Origin of the sequence: Sorangium sp. So ce327, assembly GCF_051530205.1 — a bacterium.
Lineage (GTDB): Bacteria > Myxococcota_A > Polyangia > Polyangiales > Polyangiaceae > Sorangium > Sorangium cellulosum_B.
Genome location: NZ_CP150330.1, coordinates 6480409 through 6504775 on the forward strand (window position 1 = coordinate 6480409; position 24367 = coordinate 6504775).

At 69.6% G+C, this 24367-nt stretch carries 15 protein-coding genes and 1 pseudogene; 11 read left to right on the forward strand and 5 right to left on the reverse strand.

The annotated features are described in order from the left end of the window. Positions 1-144: 144 nt before the first annotated feature. The gene (locus tag WME95_RS24190; protein ID WP_437910781.1) at positions 145-1122 is read right to left on the reverse strand and encodes a hypothetical protein; all 978 of its coding nucleotides are present in this window, start codon (positions 1120-1122) and stop codon (positions 145-147) included. Between the two features lie 681 nt (positions 1123-1803). On the opposite strand from WME95_RS24190, the gene WME95_RS24195 reads away from it, so the two are divergent. Genes WME95_RS24195 through WME95_RS24235 form a run of 9 tightly spaced genes read left to right on the forward strand, consistent with a single transcriptional unit; the run spans position 1804 to position 16165 of the window. After that, entirely contained in the window at positions 1804-3330 is a 1527-nt protein-coding gene (locus WME95_RS24195) for a sigma 54-interacting transcriptional regulator (RefSeq protein WP_437910782.1), read from the forward strand. Continuing rightward, entirely contained in the window at positions 3323-4537 is a 1215-nt protein-coding gene (locus WME95_RS24200) for a polyprenyl synthetase family protein (protein ID WP_437910783.1), read from the forward strand. Before WME95_RS24195 ends, WME95_RS24200 begins: the two co-directional genes overlap by 8 nt. 4 nt (positions 4538-4541) lie before the next feature. Further along, complete coding sequence (locus tag WME95_RS24205; protein ID WP_437910784.1) at positions 4542-5297, forward strand: hypothetical protein; 756 nt, start codon at positions 4542-4544, stop codon at positions 5295-5297. Next, positions 5294-5617 (forward strand): hypothetical protein, encoded by a 324-nt coding sequence (locus tag WME95_RS24210; RefSeq protein ID WP_437910785.1) that lies wholly within the window; start codon positions 5294-5296, stop codon positions 5615-5617. Before WME95_RS24205 ends, WME95_RS24210 begins: the two co-directional genes overlap by 4 nt. Next, complete coding sequence (locus WME95_RS24215) at positions 5614-6621, forward strand: hypothetical protein (protein ID WP_437910786.1); 1008 nt, start codon at positions 5614-5616, stop codon at positions 6619-6621. The genes WME95_RS24210 and WME95_RS24215 overlap by 4 nt, the downstream gene beginning before the upstream one ends. Beyond that, positions 6614-7018 carry a hypothetical protein gene (locus WME95_RS24220; protein WP_437910787.1) on the forward strand — a complete coding sequence of 135 codons (405 nt, stop codon included), beginning with the start codon at positions 6614-6616 and terminating at the stop codon, positions 7016-7018. Before WME95_RS24215 ends, WME95_RS24220 begins: the two co-directional genes overlap by 8 nt. Further along, positions 7015-10974 carry an NAD(P)-binding protein gene (locus WME95_RS24225; RefSeq protein ID WP_437910788.1) on the forward strand — a complete coding sequence of 1320 codons (3960 nt, stop codon included), beginning with the start codon at positions 7015-7017 and terminating at the stop codon, positions 10972-10974. The genes WME95_RS24220 and WME95_RS24225 overlap by 4 nt, the downstream gene beginning before the upstream one ends. After that, the gene (locus WME95_RS24230) at positions 10971-14723 is read left to right on the forward strand and encodes a serine/threonine-protein kinase (RefSeq protein WP_437910789.1); all 3753 of its coding nucleotides are present in this window, start codon (positions 10971-10973) and stop codon (positions 14721-14723) included. The genes WME95_RS24225 and WME95_RS24230 overlap by 4 nt, the downstream gene beginning before the upstream one ends. After that, positions 14720-16165 (forward strand): NAD(P)/FAD-dependent oxidoreductase, encoded by a 1446-nt coding sequence (locus tag WME95_RS24235; RefSeq protein WP_437910790.1) that lies wholly within the window; start codon positions 14720-14722, stop codon positions 16163-16165. Before WME95_RS24230 ends, WME95_RS24235 begins: the two co-directional genes overlap by 4 nt. 41 nt (positions 16166-16206) lie before the next feature. Here the strand turns inward: WME95_RS24235 and WME95_RS24240 are convergent, their stop codons facing one another. After that, positions 16207-16992: a hypothetical protein gene (locus WME95_RS24240; RefSeq protein ID WP_437910791.1), complete on the reverse strand. Its 786-nt coding sequence runs from the start codon at positions 16990-16992 to the stop codon at positions 16207-16209. Between the two features lie 444 nt (positions 16993-17436). On the opposite strand from WME95_RS24240, the gene WME95_RS24245 reads away from it, so the two are divergent. After that, positions 17437-17676 carry a chemotaxis protein CheB gene (locus WME95_RS24245; protein ID WP_437911016.1) on the forward strand — a complete coding sequence of 80 codons (240 nt, stop codon included), beginning with the start codon at positions 17437-17439 and terminating at the stop codon, positions 17674-17676. Positions 17677-17837: 161 nt separating this feature from the next. Then, positions 17838-18539 (forward strand): annotated as a pseudogene (locus WME95_RS24250) (DNA alkylation repair protein); the annotation flags it as partial. 157 nt (positions 18540-18696) lie between these two features. Here WME95_RS24250 and WME95_RS24255 read toward each other — a convergent pair. The 3 genes from WME95_RS24255 to WME95_RS24265 all read right to left on the reverse strand — a co-directional run bounded on the left by WME95_RS24255 (position 18697) and on the right by WME95_RS24265 (position 24349). Then, positions 18697-19245, reverse strand: coding sequence for a DUF892 family protein (locus WME95_RS24255; protein WP_437910792.1), 549 nt, complete (start codon positions 19243-19245; stop codon positions 18697-18699). Between the two features lie 95 nt (positions 19246-19340). Continuing rightward, positions 19341-21665, reverse strand: coding sequence for an alpha/beta fold hydrolase (locus tag WME95_RS24260; protein ID WP_437910793.1), 2325 nt, complete (start codon positions 21663-21665; stop codon positions 19341-19343). A 104-nt stretch (positions 21666-21769) separates the two neighbouring features. Further along, on the reverse strand, positions 21770-24349 hold the full coding sequence (locus WME95_RS24265) for a DEAD/DEAH box helicase (RefSeq protein WP_437910794.1): 2580 nt from the start codon (positions 24347-24349) through the stop codon (positions 21770-21772). Between the last annotated feature and the right edge of the window lie 18 nt (positions 24350-24367).

Genomic DNA, 24367 nt, shown 5'->3' on the forward strand with positions numbered 1-24367 from the left:
TGCGTTCCGGATGCGCCCCCCCAATTCTCACGAAATCTCAGATCCCACCATCTCACCGCCTCGATGGTCGCCCATTCCCGATCCATTCCCCGAATCGAGACGCACCCGTGGGAAGGACCTTTCATGGACGTCTCAGATCCGAGATCATGCGGCGAAATCTATTTGCTCGAAATGGATGGATACAACTCGCCATACGTCAGCAAAAAAAAGCGGAGTCCCTCTAGAGGAGGAATCGCCGCCTAGCGGAATCCAAATCAGCCCGATCGATGCATACCTCGCGAGCACCAGCTCGAGTCCGGCGAGCAACTGCAGCTTCTGAGGCGCAGTAGTAGTCGTCGTATTGCCATCTGCATCCGTCGTCGACTGCAATTTCGGAACAAGGTTTGGCCCAGCTGCGACGACAGCCCTGAGCCCGATGACATCCTGGTCATTATAGTCGCTAGCTACGCGCCACGCCCCGCCGGCCGCAAGACCAGGAACGATGAAGGACCGGTTCTCCGATCCAGACATCTCCCAGGCAGTAAAGACCTTGCCGGTAACCTGCAAAGCCCATCGACTCTTGACAGGCTTGAAGTGATACACGGGAACAATCTGATCATCAAGCTCTACTCTTGGACCCGAAACCGGCGCCGATGCGGCAGGTTCCGCTCCGGAAGGTTGAGCCCTCTGCGACACACCATAGATGACCCAAATATTATATTCCTGTCCGAGCACAAACTTATCCGCACGAAACCATTCTTGCGACTGAAACTGACGATATGCGACACCTGCGCTACCAAGTGGATACTCGAACAAATAGTCAGTCGGCGAAACGCTGCCCTTCTTTATAATCACCACTTTCTTCGGCGTCGCGACAACATCGTCAACCTCCGCAGACCTGGACCATCTCAAATCCAACGCGCAGGCAGCAGCGTCCTTGAGCGTAGTCAATTGTATCTGATTTCGTGGATCCTTTCCGGGCAGACCCTGCCCCCCGCAGTAGAACGTTGCAACGGAGCCCGTATTCAACTTCTGCCGCAGGTCTTGAGCGGCCATTTCAGTGACTTGCGGCGCCGTCGCTCGCGCATTGGAGACAGTGAGGACGCACGCAATGGCCAGAGATATGAATAACTGCTTGTTCATGATGCTCCAGTTTCAAAAAGTGAACCATCGTGGAAGCAGCTCGCGTGCCAGGCGCGCGAACGGGCTCGGTGCGGGGGGCGCCGACGGTGTCCTGCGGCGCGAGCGCCACGCGAGGGGCGTCGAGCCGCGGCGCGAACGGAGCGGCGGGGCCCTCGCGTGGCCATGACGTGTCCACGCGAATGGACACGTGATCCAATGCAGTGGACTGCCGCGCCGCTGCGAGCGCTCGAAAAGGCGTCGCGCCGAGCCACGACGGAGAGGCGTGACCTGTCCACGGGGAGACACCACGCCTGCTCCGGCGTCCACGGCTGGCACTCGGCTTGCGAAAGCGTCAACAGCCGCGAGCGAGCGCCGGAGGACGACGTGGCGTGAAACAGGAAGATTGCACGCAACCCAGGCCATGCGAAGCTCGGGGGCCACCGCGGGCGGCGCCGCTGGTGCGGCGCTCGCACGACAAACGGCAGCTTCAGCGCCAAACGACGGCTTCAGCGCTTCGGGGGCACGCCATCGTCCAGAGGCTTCGGCGCGGCGCATGTCCGACGGGGCCGTTGCTGCCAGTGCCCTCGGCCCCTCCCACGGCAGGGCTTCCCAGGTGCGTCGCTCGTCCGGTAGATTGTCGGAATGGTACACCAGGGCTCCGGTCCACCACCCGCCGGTTCCGAGCCAGCCGATGCGGAGCGCGTGCGACGCGAACGGGACCTGTACCGGAAGCTCGTGGAGCTCGGCGGGAACAACGAGATCGAGCCGTTCCTCGAAGAGGCGCTCGCGCTGGTCGTGGACATCGCGGGCGCTCGACGCGGCTACCTCGAGATCCGGGACGACGGCGCCGATGCCGGCAAGGCGCCGTTCTGGATCGCCCGCGGCTGCACAGACGAGGACATCGCCGGCGTGCGCGCGCAGCTCTCGCACGGCGTGATGGCGCAGGCCGTCGCCTCAGGGAAGACGATCGTGACGAGCTCGGCGCTCAACGACCCCAGGTTTCGCGATCGGGGCAGCGTGCGCGCGCACCGGATCGAGGCGGTGCTCTGCGCGCCGATCGGCGCCGATCCGCCGATCGGCGTCCTCTACCTGCAGGATCGCGTGCAGCCCGGCCCCTTTCGCGACGAGGACCGGACGCATGTCGAGCTCCTGGCGCGCCACGTCGCCACGCTCGCCGATCGCTTGCTCCTGCGGCGGCGAAGCACCGAGTCGGCGAACCCCACATTGCCATTTCGACAGAAGCTGCGCGCGGACGGCCTCCGTGGCAGGAGCCCCGCGCTCGCGCGGCTCTTCCAGCAGCTCGTCCTGGTCGCGCCGCTCGACGTCAGCGTCCTCTTGTTGGGGCCCACGGGGAGCGGCAAGACCGCCGTCGCGCGCGTCCTTCACGGCAACAGCCCTCGGGCAGGCAAGCCCTTCGTCGAGATCAACTGCGGCGCGCTCCCCGGGAACCTCATCGAGAGCGAGCTGTTCGGCGCCCTGCCGGGCGCGCACTCGACGGCGAGCCGCAGAGTCCCGGGCAAGGTCGACGCAGCGGAGGGAGGGACGCTGTTCCTCGACGAGGTCGCGGAGCTGAGCTTGACGGCACAGGCCGCGCTCCTCCAGCTGCTCCAGTCGAAAGAGTATTTTCCGCTCGGGGGGTCCAAGCCGGTGACCGCCGACGTGCGCATCGTGGCCGCGACAAACACCGACCTGCGCGCGGCCGTGGGGAAGAAGGCCTTTCGAGAGGACCTGTTCTATCGGCTCCAGGTGCTCCCGGTCCGGGTGCCTTCCCTCGCCGAGCGCCGCGAGGATCTGCCGGAGCTGGCAGCCCACTTCTGCGAGCAGGCCGTGCGCACCCACAACCTTCCCGCGATCGAGCTCTCGATCGGCGCGCTGCGGGCCATCGAGAACGCCGAGTGGCTAGGCAACGTCCGCGAGCTGGCCCACGCCGTGGAGGCCGCCGTCATCCGGGCTGCGGCGGACGGCGTCCTCCGCGTCGAGCAACGGCATCTCTTCCCCGAGCCCGAGCCGGACCGCGGCGACGCCGGCGAGCCCCTGGGCGGAGACTGGCCTGCTGTCCAGCAGACCCTCCAGGCAGCCACGCGGGCGTTCCAGGCGCGCTTCGTCCGCCGTGTGCTCGACGAGGTGGGCTGGAACGCCTCGGATGCGGCGGCGCGGCTCGATATCGCGCGGTCGCACGTCTACAACCTGATCCGAGGGCTCGGGCTGGAGCGTCCGAAAGGTGTGTAGCTCGGTCGACCTGCGGGGTCCGAGCTCCACGCCGAAGGCAGCGCCTGGCCCGGTCCAGGACATCGGCGAGGTGTACCTGGAGGAGCACAGGGAGCTCGTCCTGGAGGAGATCCGCCGTATCGTCCGCGAGGGCTCGCCGGGCGACGATCGCGCGTACCGGCTGATGCTGGACTACCCGCTGCGCCGCGCGAAGGGGCTCCGTCCGGCCCTCTGCATCGCTGTCTGCCGCGCGCTCGGCGGGGAGTTCGAGGAGGTCCTCCCGTCCGCCGCGGTGGTCGAGATGTACCACAACGCCTTTCTCATCCATGACGACATCGAGGATGGCTCGCTGACCCGGAGGGGCGGGCCCGCGCTCCACCGGACCCACGGGATCCCCGCGGCGGTCAACTGCGGAGACGGCCTCCTCGCGCTCACGCTCGGCCCCTTGCTGGGGAACACGGACCGGCTCGGCCTAGGCCGGGCCCTTCGGATCCTCGACATCTACGCTCGCGCCGTGCTCGAGTCGTTCGAGGGGCAGGCGCAGGAGCTCTCGTGGATCGACGAGGGGACGTGGCAGCTCACCGACGCAGACTACGAGTCGATGGTGCGGCGAAAGACGTGCAGCTACAGCTTCGTCGCGCCGGGCCTCGTGGGGGCCGCGGTGGCCAGGGCGGAGCCCAGCGTGGAGGCGCTCCTCGTGTCGTTCCTGGAGAGCCTCGGCCTCGCCTTCCAGATCCAGGACGACGTCCTCAATCTCGAGGAGGGGCGCGCCGACTACGGCAAGGAGCTCGCCGGAGATCTCTGGGAGGGAAAGCGCACGCTCATGTTGCTCCACGCGCTCCGCTCGGCCCCGGAGGCCGACCGCGAAGAGGCCCTCCGGATCCTCCGCAAACCGCGCCCGACCGCTGGCTCCTCCGACGTCGGGCTCGCCGATCTGTTGAGAGAGATGGTGGACGAGCGCGTCATCGACGAGGCCGCTCGTGCGGCGATGCTCGGGTATCTCGATCGCCGGGCCGCGCCGCCGGGCGAGAAGACCGAGGGCGACGTCCTGTTCCTGCGGCGGTTGATCGACGGTCACGGCGGCATCGAGCACGCCCGCGCGGTGGCGCGGCGCCACGCGGCGTCGGCCGAGGTGGGCTGGCAGCGGCTCGCGGAGGTGCTCGCGGACTCCGTTCACACGAGGTTCATTGCCTGGCTCAAGGATTATGTCGTCCAGCGAACGTGGTGAATCGATGTCTCTCCGAGACGACGGCCTGGCCGAGACGCAGCTCGTCGACATCAAGGCGATGTTCGATGCGCTCTGCCGCGTTCAGAGCGAGGCCAGCGCGAACGACGGCCCCGAGGCGCGGCTCGCCAGGTTCGCGCGCGAGGCCGGCGAAGGCGGGCCCCCCGGCGATGGGGACGAGTTCCCGGACTTCTCGGCCGACCCGCCCGTGGCCGAGCCCCTGGAGGTGCCCGCGGCGCCGTCGCTCGGCCGCGAGCGCGCACCTCGCGAGCCACGCCTCGGGGCCGAGCCCGGCGCCGACGCCCCGCCTGGCGGCGAGCGGGACGCGATCGTGGCCGCGCTCCTGCGCGTGCTCGGCGAGTACCAGCGCCTCCTGGTCCGGTACAGCCGGGAGTTCGACGAGGCGCTCGGGCGGCGGGCCAGCGGCGAGGCCGAGCCCGGCGACGCCGTGCTGGAGCGCCTGCGCGCGGCCCAGGCGCTCCTCGTCAAGTACCCCATCGCAGGGCAGGCTGCCTTCAATGCGCTCGTCCGGGAGGGCCGGCGGTTCTCGGAGACCGACGAGGGCCGCACCTGGAAGCGGCGCCTCGCGGGATCTCCGCTGCTCGCCCGGGCGCGCACCCTCTTCGAGGGGCTGGCCGGAGGCATCGTGAGCGAGGAAGGCGGCGCGGTGCCTTCGGCTTATGTGGACGCCTTCCTGCGCGCCCTCGACCGCGATCTCGAGGGCGTGCTGGCGGACCTGGGCGGCGCAAGGGACCGGCCGTGAGCGTCACCGCCCCCGAGCTCGATTTCGACACACACGATGGATTCCTGCACGCCGTGCTCGGGCTGCTCGGCGCGAGGCGGGAAATCGAGTCTCTCGCGGGCGCGGCGGCGGCGGATCCACCTGCGTGTGAGAGCGACGGAGGCCCTGTCCCCGAGGACGGCGAGACCAAGGATGCGGCGCTGCTCGCGCTGCTGGGGCTCCTGTCGCTGACCGGGCGCGCGCAGCGGATCGCGGAGGCGTGGGCCGAGAGGCCGTCGCCCCCGGAAGGGCCGCTCCCGGCGAGGGTGCCTGTCGGGCCGCTGGAAGATCTCCTCCGGTGAGCCGCTCCGCCGCGCGACTCAGCGCCCTCGCGGCCGACGCCGACCCGTGGCGCGGTCTGCCGTTCGAGCTCGAGGCGAGGCAGGGCTACAAGGAGTGGCAGCACTTCGTCGTCTTCGGCGAGGGCTGGACATTGCTCTTCAACCTCAGCCTGGAAGGCGGCGCGGGAAAGGCGACGACGATCGTGTGCCAGGGCGAGTGGCAGGGCCACGTGGCGCGATGTCGGAGGCCCGATGTACGCCCAGGCCGCCTGGACGCGACGTTCGATCGGGCGGCGATGCGGTGGCGCGGCGGCCGGTACGAGATCCGAAACCAGGGAGACGGCCCGCGGATGGAGGTCGTCCTCGCGCCCGCGTCGGTGCCCTCGCTCAGCCACGACATCCGTGTCGGGTCCGGGTCTCACCTGAGCTGGTGTCTCGTGCCGCGGCTGCTGGCCTCGGGCTGGGTGGAGATCGGGGGACGGCGCGTCTCCTTCGAGGACAGGCTCGCGTACCACGACCACAACTGGGGTCGCTTCCGCTGGGGGGGCGATTTCTCCTGGGAATGGGGCTGCGCGGTGCCGCCCGACGCCGCCGTCCCGTGGATGGTGGTCTTCTCGAGGATGAACGATCGCGCCCGCACCCGCACCACGGCGACGAGCGTGTTCCTCCTCCGGGGCGGCGACATCGTGCGGTATTTCCGGAACGCCGAGGCGCGCTTCACGACCGAGGGCATCGTCGACGCGCGGCCCTCGGGGCGCGTTCCCGCGGCGGCGGCGCTGCTGCTGCCGGACCAGGACCGGGACGTGCCCCGGTGGACGCGGCTCGATGCCTGTCGTGGCGGAGAGTCCCTGTCGGGGGAGGTCGAGGCGCTCGTGCGCGGCCAGATCCTGGTGCCCTCCGAGACCGACGTCCGCGGCGTGGTGCGGCTCAACGAGGTCGACGCGCGCGCCTGGATCCGCGGGATCTGCGCGGGAGAGGCGTTCGAGTTCGAGGGCCCTTGCCTCCTGGAGGTGGTCCGTGGCTGAGGCGGTGACAGGCACGCTGCGGCGCGCGCTCCGCCTGATCGCGGAGGGGCAGCCGGAGGCGAGCGCCGCGATGGCGAGCTGGCTCCAGGGGCTCACCGTGTCGGTGGACGTCGCGTCCGAGCCGGCGGTGGTGATCGGCGGCGTCGGGCGAGAGGTCGTCGAGGTGCCGTCACCGGGGCGGGCGGCGATCCGGATCGCGACGGATCGGGCGAGCATCCGGGCACTTTTGTCGGGGAGCCGGACGCTGAGCCAGTCGCTGCGGAGCGGGGCGGTTGGTCTCGCCGGAAAGACGGAGGATCTCTCGCGGGGCCTCCGTGCATTCGAGTATTTCGTGGGAGCGCTGTTGCGGATCGACGAGGCGGAGGAGCTCCGCCTGGAGCTGGAGAGCGGGGAATGAACGGTAACACAAAGCAGGACGAGAACGAGGCGGTGAAACAGCTGCGCACGTGCCTGCTCGATGGGCTCCGCAAGCGAACCGAGTTCCTCGAGCTCTGCTTGCGAACTGGGAAGCTCCCAACCAAACCCGAGTCAGAGACGAAACTGGAGGATGTCCTCAAGAGCGACCGATGGCGAACAACCATCCTGTGGGCGCTCAAGAACTTCGACGCCGGAGGCTCGTTTTCCACCTTGGAGGCAGACGACGACACGTGGTTGAAGTTCCCCAACCGTGCGCCTGAGGGCTACGACTCCGGCAGCGGCGCGCAGGCGGACGATCTCACGCGAATCGCCGAACGTGCGGAGGGCCTCGTGAGGCGTTTCGTACGGCAGCAGATCATGTACATATTGCTCCGCCAATGCGAAAAAGCAGATCAATCTGCGTCCAACAAGGAACGCGACGCTCTGGCAAACATCAGAATTCGCGCCCACGAATGGTACGCCGCGATTCCCGCAGAGCTCTTCGCGTTCTACGATGCTGCGCTACTCGAGCTATTGGTGAACCGACGAATCGCGGGAGACATGGGGGTACTCGCGTACGAAGCAAGCCTCAAGACAGCACGTGATTTCCCCAATGAATGCTCGGGCGTGAACACCGGCGAAAATGAACCTGTTGGAGACCGCGAAAACACGGAAAAGGAATGGAAGGTGCCCGCCCGCCGCGAGATCGAACAGCTGCTGAACTCCGCCTTCTACTCGTCCACAGATCGACCGAACCCTTACTGGTACCTCCTTCAGAAGCCGAGATCCATCGTCCACGCCGTGGACGAGCTCTTGACAAAAGGAAGAGGGAATCAGCGAGAGGCGGAGACGAATCTGGTGGCCTGGAGCGTCAGTTTGTTCGGTGCTGCCGGGAGACGTAAAGTCCCCAACATCGACCCCGAGGGACGCCTGCCGTGGTTCTACGAACCGGACCGCGTCCGCAACTTCCTTAACGCAGCCCGTTACGCGCTGACAGCAACCGGCACCGATAAGGAACATGAGAAGGACACGAGGTCGACCGAGCGGGACGCCTGGTCGGCGGACGTCCTCGAACAGGAGCTGAGTATATTCATCGACGCTTACGTGGAAGTGCCCCAAAACACGAGTAGACCAACAGGCCACCAAGGCACACCATGCCCAGGTTCTACGCCGTCCAAGACACAGCAATACTTCAACAATCGTTTAGAGGCAGAGCGCATATGGTGGGCTTCATTTTCGCACCTCGACGAGGCGGCACTCTTGAAAGGAGACGAACCCAAGCGCCTCTCGCAGTGGTGCAACCGAAATCTCCGTGATGGCTGGAAAATATGCAAGATCGACACAGCGACGACCGGCTGGAGCAAGCCCACGGTCTTCGTGTACGGTGCCGGGATCGCGGGGCTCACGGCAGCCCACGAGCTCGCAGAGCGCAATTTCAAGGTCCACGTCTTTGAGTCTACGCCGCCCGATCCGAGGAAAGTTCTTCCATGGACGCTCGACAAAATGAGAACCGACCTCCCGCTCGTCGAGACCGACCTCCGGGTAGGAGGCATGGCTCGGACCCAATGGGCCCGTCCACACGAATGCCATCCTAACCCCGCAGCAAAAGAAGATCACCGCAAGCTGGTCCCGGGTGAGCACGGATATCGCCTCTTCCCCAGCTTCTACCGGCACATCTTCGACACGATGAAGCGCACGCCCGTCGGGGAGCCGAGGCCTGGCCACCGTCCGACGGCCTTCGATCAGCTGGAGCCTACCTTCCGTCAGGTGTTCGCCGCCCGCAAGGGCTTCATCCCGCTCAGCCGCGAGCGCCCGCGCAGCGTGGAGGCGTTCCGGACGGAGTACATGCGCCTCACGCAGGGCCTCGGCTTCAGCCGCCGGGACCTCGCGAGGTTCTTCTTCAAGCTCGTCCGCTACATGATGACGTGCAGCGCGAGGAGGGCGAAAGAGTACGAGGGGATGTCGCTGTTCACGTTCTTCGGCGCGGATCAGAAAGGCTTCTACTCCGAACCGTTCATCGAGTCGATCCGGGCCGCGCCGCAGGCGCTGGTCGCGATGGCCGCGGAGCGCTGCGACGCGCGCACTCAGGGCAACGTTTACCTGCAGCTCCTCCTCGATCAGGTCCTCGGGGGACAGTACACGGACAACATCCTCTCGGGCCCGACGAGCGACGCCTGGCTCGTCCCGTGGCGCAAGCACCTCAAGGAGAACCTAGGCGTCGATTTCCATCCGGGTGAGCTCCTGAGCATCGAGCAAATGGATGACAAGCTGGAGGTGCTGGTCCTGCGTCCGGAGGTGCTGGTCCTGCCTCCGAAAGAGGAGCTCCCGCGCGCCAACTACCATGTCGTCGCGCTCGACCCGGTCGCGGCCGAGCGGGTGACGCGATGGTGGGACGCCAAGGAGACCAGCCGTGTCCCGCACCACGGCGTACCCCGGGAGCTGCGAGGGTTCACCAGCCACGTCACCACCGAGCTGCCTGCCGGGCTCGAGCGCTACGAGATCGCGGTCACCTACATGAGCCCGCTCTCGCCGCAGGAGGCCGACGACAAGCTGCGGAGCCTCCTCCGCCGCGTCCAGTTTGCCGAGGACGACGCGTCGCTGGCGCAACGGGAGCGATCCGCGTTCCGCTCGGTGGCCTATTCGACCGGCCACGTGGTGGAAGAGCCGGAGGGCGTACCGGAGCTGCGGATCCATTTCTGGTTCGATCGCAAGGTCGGTCCGCACGAAGCGCAGATCCTGCAGCGTGTCCTCCGCCGCTGGGCGCCCCCTGCGGAGGACGTGCGGCTCACGAGCGAGCGCGCGCAGCGGTTCCCGGAAGCAGTGCGCGTGAGGACACCGCGCCTGCCCGAGCAGCGGTACGGCGAATCGCCCGAGGATCGGCTCCAGACGTTCACGGGGATCCAGTACTACTTCGATCAGGACTTCAAGCTCGTGCGCGGCCATGTGTATTTCCCGGACACCGAGTGGGGCCTCTCCGCCGTGTCCCAGTCGCAGTTCTGGGTGGGGAAGCACTTCGAGGACTTCGATCCGAAAATCCGCGGCGTCCTGTCGGTGGACATCGGGAATTGCCGCCGGCGCTCCTCCTTCACGGGCAAGAGCCTCCTGGAATCCTCGCCCGTCGAGATCGAGCGAGAGGTCTGGCGCCAGATCAAGGATAGCCTGCGGACGACCCGCGGCCTGGCCGCGCCGGTGACGAACCTCCCCCTCCCGGAGCCGCGCTACTGCCACCTCGACTCGAACCTCGCCTTCGCGGACCGCGCGCTGCGCGCCAACCGCACCCCGTTCCTGATCAACAACGTCGGAGACTGGGAGAACCGGCCGCGCTGCGCGCCGTGGGTGCCCGGAAGGAGCAAGCTGGGCGACGGCGCGCGGACGGACGGCACCGGGCTCTGGCAGGCGCCCCACGGCGGCTACCGCGTCCACGAAGACAGCGTCGTCTTCTGCGGATCGTACATGCGCACGTTCACCCGCATGAACACGATGGAAGCCGCGAACGAGTCGGCGCGCCACGCCGTGAACGCGATCCTCGATCACATGGCCTCCACGCGCAGGTCGGACGATCTCGCGAGGGCCGGGATCACCGGCGACTACTGCGACATCTGGGACATCGAGGAGCACGAGCTCGAGGACCTCGCGTTCTTCAAGCGCGTGGACGAGATGCTCTTCCAGGCCGGAAAGCCGCACATCGCCGACATCCTCCAGTTCGACAAGCTCGCCGACGTGGCGCACCCCGATCCCAGCCCCGGCCAGTCGCTCCTCGCCGCGCTCGGGGCCACCCTCCAGAAGGACTGGGGCGCCGACGCCAACGACCTCGCCGGGAGCCTCAATGGGCTCATGGAGATCGTCCGCGCCGGCAAGGATCTCGCCGGCTCGCTCAGCGGCACCCAGCCGAACCTCGAGAAGCTCCTCTCCTCGCTGGGCGTCGGCAAGATCGGCCTCGGGAAGCAGGGGCCGTGAGCGCCGCGCGCCCCGCCGTGCCCGTCGGCGGGCCGTTCGACGCCGCGGGACGGTACGTCGTCCGGGAAGTCCTTGGCTCCGGGGCCTTCGGGATCGTCTACCGCGTGCTCGACAGGCGGTGGGACCAGGAGGTCGCCCTCAAGACCCTCCTCGACACAACGCCCGAAGGACGCCAGTGGCTCAAGGCGGAATACAGGGCCCTGCGCGACATCGTCCACCCCAACCTGGTCCGGCTGCACGAGCTCCACGTGGAGGGTGAACAGTGCTTCTTCACGATGGAAGTGATCCCGGGCGGGCTCCCCTTCACCGACCGGCTCGGCCTCGACCCGAAGGCGCCGGAGGAGCAGCAGACCGCCGCGATCCGCCGGATCTGCCAGGCAGGGCTCCAGCTCGCGGAAGCGCTCACGACCGTCCACGCCTTCGGAAAATCACACCGCGACGTCAAGCCCACCAACGTCCTCGTCACCGAGGAGGGGCACGTGACCCTCCTCGACTTCGGAATGGCGACCCCCGTGTCACGCGCGAGGCTGCTCGACACGGCCCGCGGCGTCGTGCTCGGGACCCTGCCCTACCTCGCCCCCGAGCAGTACTGGGACCCGAAGCCCCTCCCCGCCTCGGATTGGTACAGCGTGGGCCTGGTCCTCTACGAGGCCCTCGTCGGCCGGCTCCCGTTCGGAGACGACCCCTCCGACGAGGTCCTCGCCAAGCAGCGCTTGCCCCCTCCGCCGTCGCGACACGCGCCCTCGATCCCTCCGGCGGTCGATCGGCTCGTGCTCGGCCTGCTGGAGCCGGACCCGGGCCGGCGCATGCCCGTCGCGGAGGTGCTGGGCGCGCTGCACGAGCACGCCGAGGCGCCGCGCGTGCGTGCCCGCGGGCTCTCGCTCGCGACAGAGGCCGAGCTCGACTTCGTGGCGCGCGAGGCGGAGCTCGCCGTCCTGCGCGACGCGTTCGCCGCCACGACGGAAGGGCAGCTCGTCACCGTGGACGTCGTGGGTCCCTCGGGGATGGGCAAGACCATGCTCGTCCGGCGGTTCCTGCGGGACGTCCAGGGCTCCGACTCCATCCCGCCGCTCGTGCTGGAAGCGCGGTGCCACCCGTATGAGTCGATCCCGTACAAGGCGTTCGACGCGGCGATCGACGATCTGGCCCGGTACTGGATCGGCCTCGACGAGGCCGCGGCGGCGGCGCTCTGTCCTGCCGAGGGCGCCGAGGCGCTGGCGCTGCTCTTCCCCGAGCTGCGGAGGGTGCCCGTCGTCGACGCGAGGGCGCGCTCCGGCGAGGTCCGCGGCGACCCGCGCGCGCTGCGCCAGTCCGGGTTCGCCGCGCTCCAGGTCGTGCTCGCGCACGCGGCGGCGCGGCAGCCCGTGCTCCTCTGGGTCGACGACGCGCAGTGGGCGGACGCCGACAGCATCGCGCTCGTGGAGAGCGTCTTCGGCGGCGACGCCCCGCCCCCCGTGGCCCTCGTCCTGTCGCGCCGCCCGGCGAGCGAGGCGCCTCACCCCGCGCTGCTGGCGGCCCTCTCCACCGCCCGATCCAGGGGGAGATCGTTCGAGATCGAGCTCGCGCCCCTCGGCGCAGGCTCGGCCGTCGCGCTCGCGCGCGCGATCACCGGCCGCGCGGGCGCGGGTGCCGAGGCCGTCCTCGCGATCGTGGAAGAAGCGGGCGGCGTACCGTACCTCGTGGCCGAGCTGGCGCACTTCGCTGCGGCAGAGCGGACCGGGGACGGCCCCCGGGGGCTCACGACGACGGCGACATCGCTCCTGCAGGAGCGCATCCAGGCGCTCTCGGACGAGGACCGCGCGCTTGTCGAGGTCGCCGCGCTCTCCGGGGCCGCCCAGAGCGCCGGCGTCCTGCTCGAAGCGGCGGGGAGCCGGGACCGGCGGCGGCTCCGGGACCTGTGCCTGCTGCGCCTCCTCCGGTGGGCGGACGCGGGCGAGGGAGAGACGCTCCAGATCTACCACGATCGCCTGCGGGAGTTCGTCGCTGGCGCGCTGCCCAAGGAGGTCAGCGTCCGGCACCACGCGGCGCTCGTATCGGCGATGGAGGCCGCGGGCTCCGACGATGCGGAGCGGCTCATGGCGCACGCGCTCGCCGCCGGCGACCGGCCCCGGACGCGCCGCCATGCGATGACCGCGGCGCGGCGCGCCGAGGCGGCGCTCGCCTTCGAACAGGCGGCTCGCCTCTACCGGATCGCCCTGGAGCACGCCGCCGGATACGCTCCCCGCGCGGACCTCCACGCCCTGCTCGCGGAGGCGCTGGCCAACGCCGGACGGAGCACGGACGCGGCACCCGAGTTCGAGCGCGCCGCCCGGGCGCTCGCGGACGAGTCTCCGCGAGCGATCGAGCAGCGAGGGCTCTTCCGGCGTAGGGCGGGCGAGCAGTACCTCAAGGCGGGGCGCTTCGAAGAGGGCCTGCGGCTCATGGAGGCGTTCCTCGGAGAATCGCGGGTCCGGCTGCCGAAGTCCGGGAAGGGCGCGCTCATGGTGTCGGCCGGGCACCGGCTGCGCCTGTACCTGCGCGGCTTCGACTTCGAGGCTCGGCCGCCCGCGGAGATCCCTCCCGGCGCCCGGCGGCGGCTCGACGACCTGTGGGCCGCCACGACGGCCCTGTCGATGATGGACCCGGTCCGCGCGGACGGGGTCGGCCTCCTGCACTTCCTCGAGGCGCTGCGCGCAGGGGAGTCTGCCCATGTCGCGCGCTCGCTGGGGTACGAGGCGGCGTTCGCGGCGCTCATCGGGGGCGACTTCCTGCGCGCGAAGTCGCGGGACCTCGTGCGCCGGAACGAGCGGGTCCTCGGCGGCGGAGGCGAGCCCTACGAGCGGGCGTTCTACCTGCTCGGCGCCGGCTCATCGGCCTTCTTTCACGGCGACTGGGATCGGGCGGCGCGGCTGTGCGACGCCGCCGCGGCCCAGTTTCGCGCGGAGTGCCGGGGGGCGGAGTACGAGGCGGCGGTGGCGATCGTGTTCAGCCTGCAGGCGCTCGGACAGGCGGGCCGGGTCGGCGAGCTCGTCGCTCGGATCCCCGCGGCGATCCGCGAGGCCGAGGCGCGCGGCGACCTGTTCGCGGCCAACAACTACCGGGGCGGGTTCCACGGCGTCGGGCGGCTCGCGGCCGGAAGGGTGGACGAGGTGGCGACCGATCTGCGCAAGGTGGTGGAGACCTGGAGATCGGGATTCTATCAGATGCACGCGTATCACCGGGTCTTCTCCGGCGTGGCGCTCGACCTGTACGTGGGCAATCCGAGCTCGGCTGTTGCGCGGATCGAGGGGGACTGGCCCGAGCTGCGCGATGGCCTGTTCCTTCGCATGGAGCTGCCCGCGATGGAGCTGCGGTGGACCCGGGCGCGGGCGGCGCTCGCGCTCGCCGGACAGACGGGCGGGCGCGAGCGGAGGGCGCTCCTTCGCAAGGTGGAGGAGCTCACGCGGGCCGTCGGCCGGGCCACGGTGCCCGCGTCGCGCCCGCACGCATCGTTGCTCCGCGCGGGCCTCGCCGGGGCCGCGGGCCAGGGAGGGCAGGCGCAGGCTCACCTGCGCTCGGCGCTCGAGGGGTACACGGCGGCGAAGATGGCCATTCACCGGGAGGTGGCCCGCTGGGCGCTCGGCAGGGTGGCCGGCGGCCGGGAGGGGGCTCGCCTGATCGAGGAGGCGGGCACCTGGATGTCCACGGAGGGCGTCCCCGACATGGCGCCTCTGGCGAGGGCGATCGCCCCCGGGGTCGAGCAGGCGTTCCGCGGCCCGGGTGTCGCGTGACGGTCTATGACGCGGTCATCGCCGGCGCCGGGCCGGCGGGGAGCGCGCTCGCGATCGAGCTGGCCTCGGAGGGGTACTCGGTGCTGCTCTGCGACGCCGCCCGCTTCCCCCGGGACAAGGTGTGTGGAGATTACGTCAGCCCGAGGGGCCTCGCGCGCCTCGCGGCGCTCGGCTGCGGCGAGGCGATCGGACGACTCGAGTGTACGCCGATCCGGAAGTCGCGGCTGTACCTGAACCGGGATCACCTCGTCTCCGGGGTGTTGCCGCGCGTCGCCGGCCTGCCGGCGCACGGGCACGCCATCCCGCGAAAGGAGCTGGACGACATCCTGTTCCGGCGAGCGATCCGCGCGGGTGCGGTGGTCCGGGAGTCGTGCCGGGTCACGGGGTTCGAGGTGACGGCGCGTGGGGTCCACGTCAGCGCGACCCACGAGGGCAAGGCGTGCCGCGTCGAGGGGAGGCTCGTCGTCGGGGCGGACGGGGCGACCAGCGCCGTCGCGAACGCGGCGGGCCTGCGGATGAACGATCCGCGCTACACCCTCGCTTCCATCCGCGCCTACGCGCACGGGCTCACGCTCGATCACACGCTGATGTACTTCGATGAGAAGTATTTCCCCGGGTATGGGTGGGTATTCCCGGTGCGTCCGGGGCTCTGCAACATCGGCGTCGGGATGGTGAGCGAGCCGCTCGTCAGGAGCGGCCTGAAGCTGGGCGACTTCTACGCGAAGCTCACGAGGCTGGTCCACCACCTGGCGGGCGCGAAGGGCGCCCGCGTCGAGATCGGACCCCAGCGTGGGTGGCCGATCCGGAGCTACGGCGGCGCGACGGAGAACCACTTCGAGCGTGGGTTGCTCATCGGGGAGGCGGGCTGCTTCGTCGACCCCATCAACGGAGAGGGGATCCCGCTCGCGCTCTCGAGCGCGCACGTGGCGGCGCGCACGGTCCGCGCGGCGTTCCAGGAGGGGCGCTTCGGGAAGGGCTTCCTCGCGCGCTACGAGGCCGATTTCCGTGCGCGCTTCGACCCGGATCTCGGGATCAGCGATCTCGCGGTCACCATGATCCGCAACAGGCACCTGCTCCCGGTGTGGCTCGCCATCTTCCGGACGATGAGCCTCACCGCGCAGAAGGACGCGCGCTACGCGGAGGTGACGGGCGGCATCCTCGGCGGCGTGATCCCGGCGCGGGAGGCGATCACCCCGGAGATGTTCGTGCGCGCCCTGGTTCACGGGCCAGGCTTCTGGCGCGAGGCGCTCGGCGCCGGCGCGCCCGACGGCGTCTCGGGCTGGCTCGCCGGCGGCGCCGCGCTCGTCGGATTCCAGGCGTCGCTCGCCCGCGCGATCAAGGATGACGGAGCGTGGTTGTACGGGTGGGCGAAGGAGGTCCAGGCGAAGCAGAAGAGGCTCGGGATCGCTGCGCTCCGAGGGCTCTCGTTCGGGGGCCCCTGAGCCCCCGATCCCGAGGCGAAAGAGCGTTCCTGTGTTCTGAGTCAGTCGATCATCCGGAAGGCGTACCGGACGTCGTACACATTTCGGCCATCGCCGTCCTGCGTGCGCACGACGAACTCCTGTTTGCCCTGTCCCGTGATCCATGGGGGCGTCGCGCCCGAGGGCGGGATCACGCGCCACTTCGACGCGCCCGGTGTGCCTTCGCCGTTCAGCTCGACGGCGAAGCGGTGCATGTCGAGGTAGTCGTCGCTGTTGTGCTTCGCGACGTCGACGAGGAGGTCGACGACGGGCAGGATGCTCGTCCCCACGGCCACCCACGGAGACGCGGCCACGCCGGAGACTGCGATCGCCGTCTTGAGCACCTGCTGCCAGTTGTCCTTGAACCAGCCCTCGAGCTTGGCTCGTGCCGCGGCCTGGTCGCGATTCGACTCTTTCCACACCTTCAGCAGAAACTCCAGCGTGCCGTTCGAGAAGGCGGCCCTGACCCTCGCGGTCGAGCTGTCCGACTCCCAGTGGTGGTAGTCGAGGACGAAGCGGGCCTTGTTGTCCCTCGCGAAGACCGCGTCGGGCAGGCCGAAGATGATCTGTGGATCGACGACGATCCTCGCGTCTCCCGACCTGAAAGATACGCCGTCATCCGGTCCGCCGCGCGCGCTGAAGCCGAGCCGCGTCCAGCTCCCGACGGGTTTGTTGGCGAGCGGAATGAGCGGCTCGATCTCCGACAGGTGCCACGTCTGGTAGAGCTCAACCGCCTTATTGAACGGATCGAAGGTCTGATCAGAGACTCGATGAGCCTTGATCCCATGAATCGTAAAATGCATGAACATGGCAACTTCCTCCCTAGCGTGACGGGTGCACTGCTGGTGTCGATCAGGCCGCGCTGAACGTTCGATGGCCCCTTCGGCGGGCGCCGAGTGATCCTTCGCCGGCCTGCAGCCCGCAGTTGAGCGAGAGGCGACCTCTCACCTCTCCGTCGGCGGGCTCAGCAGCCGGCGTGCCAGGCGTGCGAGCAGGCTCCGCGCTGGCGGCGCAAGCCGTGGCGTCCTGGAATGGGCTCCGAACGGGGCGCGTCGAGCCGCGGCAGGGCGCTCGCAGTGCCATGACGTGTCCACACGAGTGGACACCCGGTCCATGGCAGTGGACCGTCACGGGGCGATCGAGCATGGGCGTGCTCCCCTCCACGATGGCGCGGGTGGTCCGCCCGCCTTCGTAGGCGGCGCCTGCGCGCGGGGCTCCGTCGCTGCTCTTCTCGTCTTCTCGCCCCGAGCGAGATCCTCGGGCGGTCGACCCGGCTGCGGGTGGGGGCGGCGGCCGGCGGCGAGCCGATCGAGCGAGGGCGGGTCTACGTCGCGCCGGTGGAAAACCACCTCCCGATCGAGGACGGCGCGGCGGATGGCGGCGCGCGCGGCGGAGCGGAACCAGCCGCTGTTGCTGGCCCTTTACGAGGAGCGAGTCCGGGTGGCCGAGGAGCGGGGCACCCTGGTGCGCCGGGCGCTGCTGGGCACTGTTGAGGGCAACGGATCGACAGGGAGCGCCGGCCCGATGCGGGGGCGGCTGCCGCCGACGGGGTGAGCGGCCGCTCGCGGAGCGGACCGAGGCCGCGGCGCCGCGGAGGGCGCCGCGGGGTGAGCGCGCCGTGGCGCACGATGGACAGAAGGGCTAGGTGTGGCCCATGGATTTCGCCAAGGTGATGGGCGAGCTGGAGCGGCTCGGCACCGAGCAGAACCGCAAGGTGTACCGGCGCCACGGGATGACCGATCCGCTCTTCGGCGTGAGCTTCGCCCACATGAACGCGCTGGAGAAGCGGATCAAGCGCGACCACGAGCTCGCCGAGGCGCTCTGGGCGACGGGCAACGGCGACGCGAGGACTCTGGCGGTGGCGATCGCCGATCCGGGGCGCTTCACCTGGGACAAGCTCGAGGCGTGGCTCGACGGCCTGCGCTCTCCGCTGCTCATCGACCTGCTCATGAAGCGCGTGGCGCTGAAGACGCCGTTCGCCCGGGACGCGATGGCGCGCTGGACCGCGTCGAACGACGAGTGGATTGGCCGCGCGGGCTGGACGCTCCTCGGCCTGCTCGCGACCGAGGACCCGTCGCTTCCCGACAGCGTGTTCGAGGAGCGGCTCTCGGTGCTCGAGGCGTCCATCCGCCGGGCAAAGAACCGCGCCCGCGAGGGGATGAACAATGCGCTCATCAGCATCGGCGGGCGGAACGAGCCGCTCCGCGGCATGGCGCTCACGGCCGCGCGGCGCATCGGCAAGGTCGAGATCGACCACGGCGAGACGAGCTGCAAGACGCCCGACGCGACCGCGTACATCGAGAGCATCTGGGCCAGGAAGCCGGCGAAGCCGGCCGCCGCTGCGAAGCCCGCCAAGGCCGCTGCGAAGCCCGCCAAGGCCGCTGCGAAGCCCGCCAAGGCCGCCACGAAGTCGGCCAAGGCTGCTGCGAAGCCCGCCAAGGCCGCCGCGAAGCCCGCCGCCGCAAAGCGAGCCTAGCCCGCTAGTTCCGCCACACGCGCCGTCCGGCGCCGGGTCACACCGGGTGCGCCATCGTGAACAGCTCGCCCGGCGACCCGAGCAGCTCCTTGCGCGTGAGCCGCTCGACGATCCTGCGGGTGAAGATCAGGTGATCTTCCTCCTCGTGCAGGCGGCGCCGGAACGCCTGCCTCGCCTCGCTGTCATCCGCCTCGTCAGCGAGCTCGAGCAGCAGCTGCCAGCCGGCGTTGTCGACGAGCTCCGCGGTGAGCAGCGCGTGGAAGAGGTGGGTCGGGTTCATGTCTCCGTCGAGCACGATCTGCTCGATGCCCCGCGACTCGACCGTGACGAGCCGCGACATGTCCGTCTCGGCGTGCGCGTCCCCGCCCAGCGCCCGGATCTGCGCCTCGAGCCACTCCTCGTGCTCCTTCTCCTGGTCCCGGTGCTCCTTGAGCTCGCCGAGCCGGGTCATCAGGAGGGGATCGGCCGCGCGGCCGATCTTCTCCACGATGGAGTCGTACAGCTTGACGCCCGCGCGCTCGAAGGTCAGCCGCTCGCTGAGCAGGTCGATGGCCTTGTCCCTGTTCGTCTGTGCAAGCTTCTTCATGGATGCCTCCGACCGGGGCGCATGCGATTCACAGGCCGCCGCGCCTGCGAGGCGGCGAGGCGGGCAGAGCGCCGGCCGGGCGCGGCGCGCGGCGATCAGAGGTGCTCTGTCAGGTACTCGACGATGGCGCGGTTCGCGTAATGGCTCGCGGCCGGCGACCGGTAACCGTGCCGCTCGCCCGGGAACACGAGGGTGTCGAACCGCTTGTCCGCTCCCATCAGCGCCTCGATCATCTTCGCCGTGTGCGCAAAGTGCACGTTCTCATCCATGAGCCCATGCATGAGGAGCAGCTTGCCGCGCAGGTTGCCCGCGCGCTTCGTGAGATCGGTCGCCTCGTACCGCGCGGCCTCCTTGTCGAGGAGGCCCATGTACCGCTCCGTGTAGCCCGTGTCGTAGAGCCGATCGTCGCTCACCGGTGATCCCGCGACGCCCACGTGGAAGCGGTCCGGCGCCATGAGGAGCGCCTCCAGCGCCATCCTGCCGCCGTAGCTGTGGCCGTAGATCCCGACGCGGCCCGCGTCGACGTAAGGCAGCGTCTTCAGGAAATCGAGGCCCGCGATCTGGTCGGCGAGCTCGACCTCGCCGAGGCGCCCGTAAATGGCGGACTCGAACGCGCGCCCGCGGTTCGCCGAGCCGCGGTTGTCGAGCTGAAAGACCACCACCCCGCGGTCCGCGAGGTGATTCCAGAGGAGCCACGGAGACCACGAGTTGAAGACCGTCTGGACGCCGGGCCCCCCGTACACGCTCACCACGACCGGATAGCGGCGGCCGGGCTCGATCCTCCGCGGCGCGAGCAGCGCGCCGTAGAGCGTGTCGCCGCTCGCGGCGCGCACCTGGACGATCTCGGGGGCGCGCAGCTCGAGCTCCGCGAGCTCGCGGTCGACCGGCGCCGGCAGCGCGCCGATCTCGGCGTTGTCCGCGCCCCTCACCGCCCCTCTCCACGGGCGATCCAGGGCCGCGTGGAGCTCGACGTACCCCGGCCCCCTCGGATCCACGGTGATCTGGTGCATCCCCGGGTCGGACGTGAGCCGCTTCACCTCGCCGCCCGCGAGCGGCACGGTGTAGAGGTGGCGCTCGGTCGGGCCGTCCTTCGTCGCCACGAAGCGCGCGAGGCCGCGCTCCTCGTCCGGCGGAAGGAGCGAGGTGATATCCCAGTCGCCCGCGGTGAGCCTCGCGAGCTCGGCGCCCGAGCCGGCGTCCCGCAGCGCGAGGTGGCGGTGGCCGCCCTCGGCGGTCGACCAGAGGAACCTCGGCGAGCGCTCGAGGAGCCGCATGTCGGCGAAGTCCACCCACGTCGGCGAGGTCTCGACGACGACCTCGGCGGCCTCGCCCGAGCGCGGCCTCGCGCGGAGGAGCGAGAGGCGCTTCTGGTCGCGCGAGAGGGTCTGGAACCAGAGCGCCTTGCCGTCCTCCGCCCAGGCGAACCGGCCGAGGTAGCGCTCGCCTTCGCCATCGCCGCCCTTCCACGCGAGCCATGTCGTCTTCCTGGTGGCGAGATCGAGGATGCCCGCCCGGACGCGGGGGTTCTTGCCGCCGACGCGCGGGTAACGCGCCATCATGAGATCTTCCTTGCCGTCGCGGAAGCCGAGGACTGGCACCTTCTCGACCTCTCGCTCGTCGACCTCCAGGTAAGCCACCCGGTCGCAGCCGGGGGAGATCCAGAAGCCGCTCGGCTCATCGAACTCCTCCTGACCGTTGAAGTCGCTCAGGCCGCGCGAGACCCCCTCGGGCGCCCCCCGGGTCAGCGCCGTCTCGCGGCGCGAGGCGACGTCGATCATGAAGAGCTCGCGCCCGCGGACGAACACCACCCGCTCGCCGCCGTCGCACACCTTCGGATCGATCTCCGGCTCGGGGGTGTCGGTGAGCCGCGCGATCGCCCCTCTCGGGTCGCGCGCGTCGCGCAAGAAGAGGTCGCCGCCGAAGGGGATGAGCAGGACCTCTGCCCGCTTCGCCCACGAATACGCCGTGATCCCCCTGGAGAACATGCGCTGTCGCTCGCGGCGGAGCTCCTCCTCGCGGGACAGCGGCTTCGCGTCCTTCAGCAGGTCGCCCGAGGCGACGAGCTGCCGTGTCTCGCGCGATGTGGTGTCGAAGGCGAAGAGAGACTGCTCCGGCCGGTCCGCCTGCCGCTGGAGGTAGGTGATCAGCTTGCCGCCGGGCGCGTACTGGATCGCCCTGGGCAGCCGCGCTCCGAGCGGCGGTTGCCGGCCGAGGTGGGCGTACGTGATCCGGCTCGCCTCCGGCCCGGCGATGCGCGTCTTCTCCGGCGAGGCGGCCTGCTTCACCGCCGACGCGGCCCCGGCCGGGGCGGCCTTGGCGGGCGGGGCGGCCCTCGGCGGGGACGAGCCGGTGGGCGGGGCGCAGGCGGCCAGGAGGAGGGGGAGCAACCCCCAGAGTGCGGGGCGCGGCGGAGTTCGCATGGCCGCGATTTCGCTCGACGCGGCGGGGAATGTCAAACGCCGGCTACCCTCTCGCGCGCTCAGCGCCTCGGCACGCGATCTCCATCGCACGCCATGGAGGCCGGTCAGCTCGCGATGCGCCGGAGCACGATGACCGGCCGCCCCGCCTCGCGCGAACGATCGATGTCCACCTTGCAGTCGAGCATCCAGTCGTTGTGGTCCTCCGGATCGGCGATGATCTGCTGGACCACCCAGGAGCCGCCGTCCTCGGCGGGGTGGATGATCGTGTTGCTCGGGCTCCGGGCCGCCGGATCGGTGCGAATCGCGGCGTGCTCCGCGTAATAGCCCCGGAGCGCCTCGTCCAGCCGATCCGCCGTCCAGGGCGCCTCCTCCCCCTCCACCATCTCGGCGGCGACCTCGTAGTCGCGGCGGGCCAGCGCGCGCAGGAAGAAGAAGAGCTCGTTCCTCACGAGCACGGTGAACTCCTTGACGTTCCGCGTGACGTCGAACGCGGCCGGCTCCACGGCGCCGCCCGGGGCCGCCGCGCGCGGCTGGAACGACGGGTCGCGCAGCCGCTCCCACTCGTCGAGCAGGCTCGAGTCCACGCCGCGGATGAGCGCCCGGAAATAGGCGATCATCTCGCCGGTGTCGCTGTCCTTCGCGTACTCGGGCACCGTCTGGACGAGCGCCTTGTACACCTCGGAGACGTACCTGAGGAGCAGCCCCTCCGCCCGCTCCAGGTTGTACTCCCGGATGTACTCGCTGAACGACAGGTATTGCTCGTACATCTCGCGCGCCACGCCCTTCGGGCGGATGTTCTCCTGCCCCACCCAGGGGTGCCGCCGCGCGAAGTCGTTGAAGGTCCCGTAGATGAACTCGCGGTTCGGCCTCGGATAATCGAGCTTCTCGAGCTCCTCCATCCGCTGCTCGTACTCCACGCCCGCCGCCTTCAGCTCGGCGAGCTTCTCGGTCTTCAGCCGATCGAGCTGCTTCTGCAGGATGAGGTCGGGGTTCTCGAGGATCGACTCGACGAGCGTCAGGAGATCGAGCGGATAGGTGCCGCTGTCGGGATCCAGCTTGCCCACCGTCTCGAGGACGTAGAGCGAGAGGGCGTGGTTCAGCGAGAAGTCTTCCTGGAGATCCGCGTTGATGCGGAGGCGCTTGCCCGGCCCGTCTTCCCTGGGGACGAACTCGATGATGCGCGCCTCCACGAGCGAGCGGAAGAGGAGCATCGCCGTCCTGCCGTGCTGGCGCCGGACCGCCGGCCGATCGTGGGTGCCGCGGATGAGCCGCTTCAGCGCCAGACAGCCGCCCTCCTCGCGCCCGAGCACGTTCACGAGCATGCCGTGCGTGACCTGGAACCGGGAAACGAGCGGCTCGGGCGGCGACTGGATCAGCTTCTCGAACGTCTGCCGGTCCCAGTGCACATACCCCTTCTCCGGCGGCTTCTTCCTGACGATCTTCCGCCGCTTGGCCGGGTCGTTCCCCGCCTTCGCGTCGAGCCTCATGTTCTCGATGACGTGCTCCGGCGCCTGGGCGACGACGCTCCCCTGGTTGTCGAACCCCTTCCGGCCGGCCCGGCCGCTGATCTGCTGGAAGTCACGCACGCTGAGGATGGCCGTCTTCTCGCCGTCGAACTTGCAGAGCTTCGTGAACAGCACCGTGCGGATCGGGATGTTGACGCCGACGCCGAGCGTGTCCGTGCCGCAGATGATCTTGAGGTGCCCCTGCTGGGCCAGCTTCTCGACGAGCAGCCGGTATTTCGGCAAGAGCCCCGCGTGGTGGAGCCCGATCCCGTGCCTGACGAAGCGCTGCACCTCGCGGCCGTAGGGGCTCGAGAACTTGAAGGGGCCCCCGAACGCGGACCCCGGCCCCGCGCCCGCGAGGGCGGCGGTGATCGCCCGCTTCTCCTCCTTGGTGCAGTAGTCCTGGCTCATCAGGTTCTGCGCCTCCTCGGCGCAGCCCCGCTGCGTGAAGCTCACGATGTAGATCGGCGCCTTGCCGCCCTTCACGAGCGTCGCGACGGTCTCGTGGAGCGGCGTCTCGCGGTACTCGAAGTCGAGCGGCACCGGGCGCACGGTCGACTTGATCACGGCCGTCTGCTCGCCCGTCAGGCGCGTGAGCTCCTCCTGGAAGAACTCGGTGCCTCCGAGCGTGGCGCTCATGAGCAAGAACCTCGCCTGCGGCAGCGTGAGCAGCGGGATCTGCCAGGCCGCGCCGCGATCGCGATCCGAGTAGTAGTGGAACTCGTCCATGATCACGTAGTCGCAGAGCGCCTTCTCGCCCTCGCGGAGCGCGATGTTCGCGAGGATCTCCGCGGTGCAGCAGATGATGGGCGCGTCGCGGTTCACGGCCGCGTCGCCCGTCAACATGCCCACGTTCTCGGGGCCGAAGTCGTTGCAGAGCGAGAAGAACTTCTCGCTGACGAGCGCCTTGATCGGGCACGTGTAGTACGACTTCATCCCCTCGGCGAGCGCCTTGAAGTGCATCGCGGCCGCGACGAGCGACTTGCCCGAGCCGGTCGGCGTGTTGAGGATCACGTTCTTGCCGCCGAAGATCTCGAGGATGGCCTCCTCCTGCGCCGGGTAGAGCTCGAGCCCCCGCTCGGCGACATAGTCGAGGAAGCCGTTGAGGAGGTCGTCGGCCGTGAAGTCGTGAGGCGACGGCGGGAGGCGAGCGAGGAGCGGAGCGGCGGCTTGATCCATGGCGGCTGTCGGGCGCGC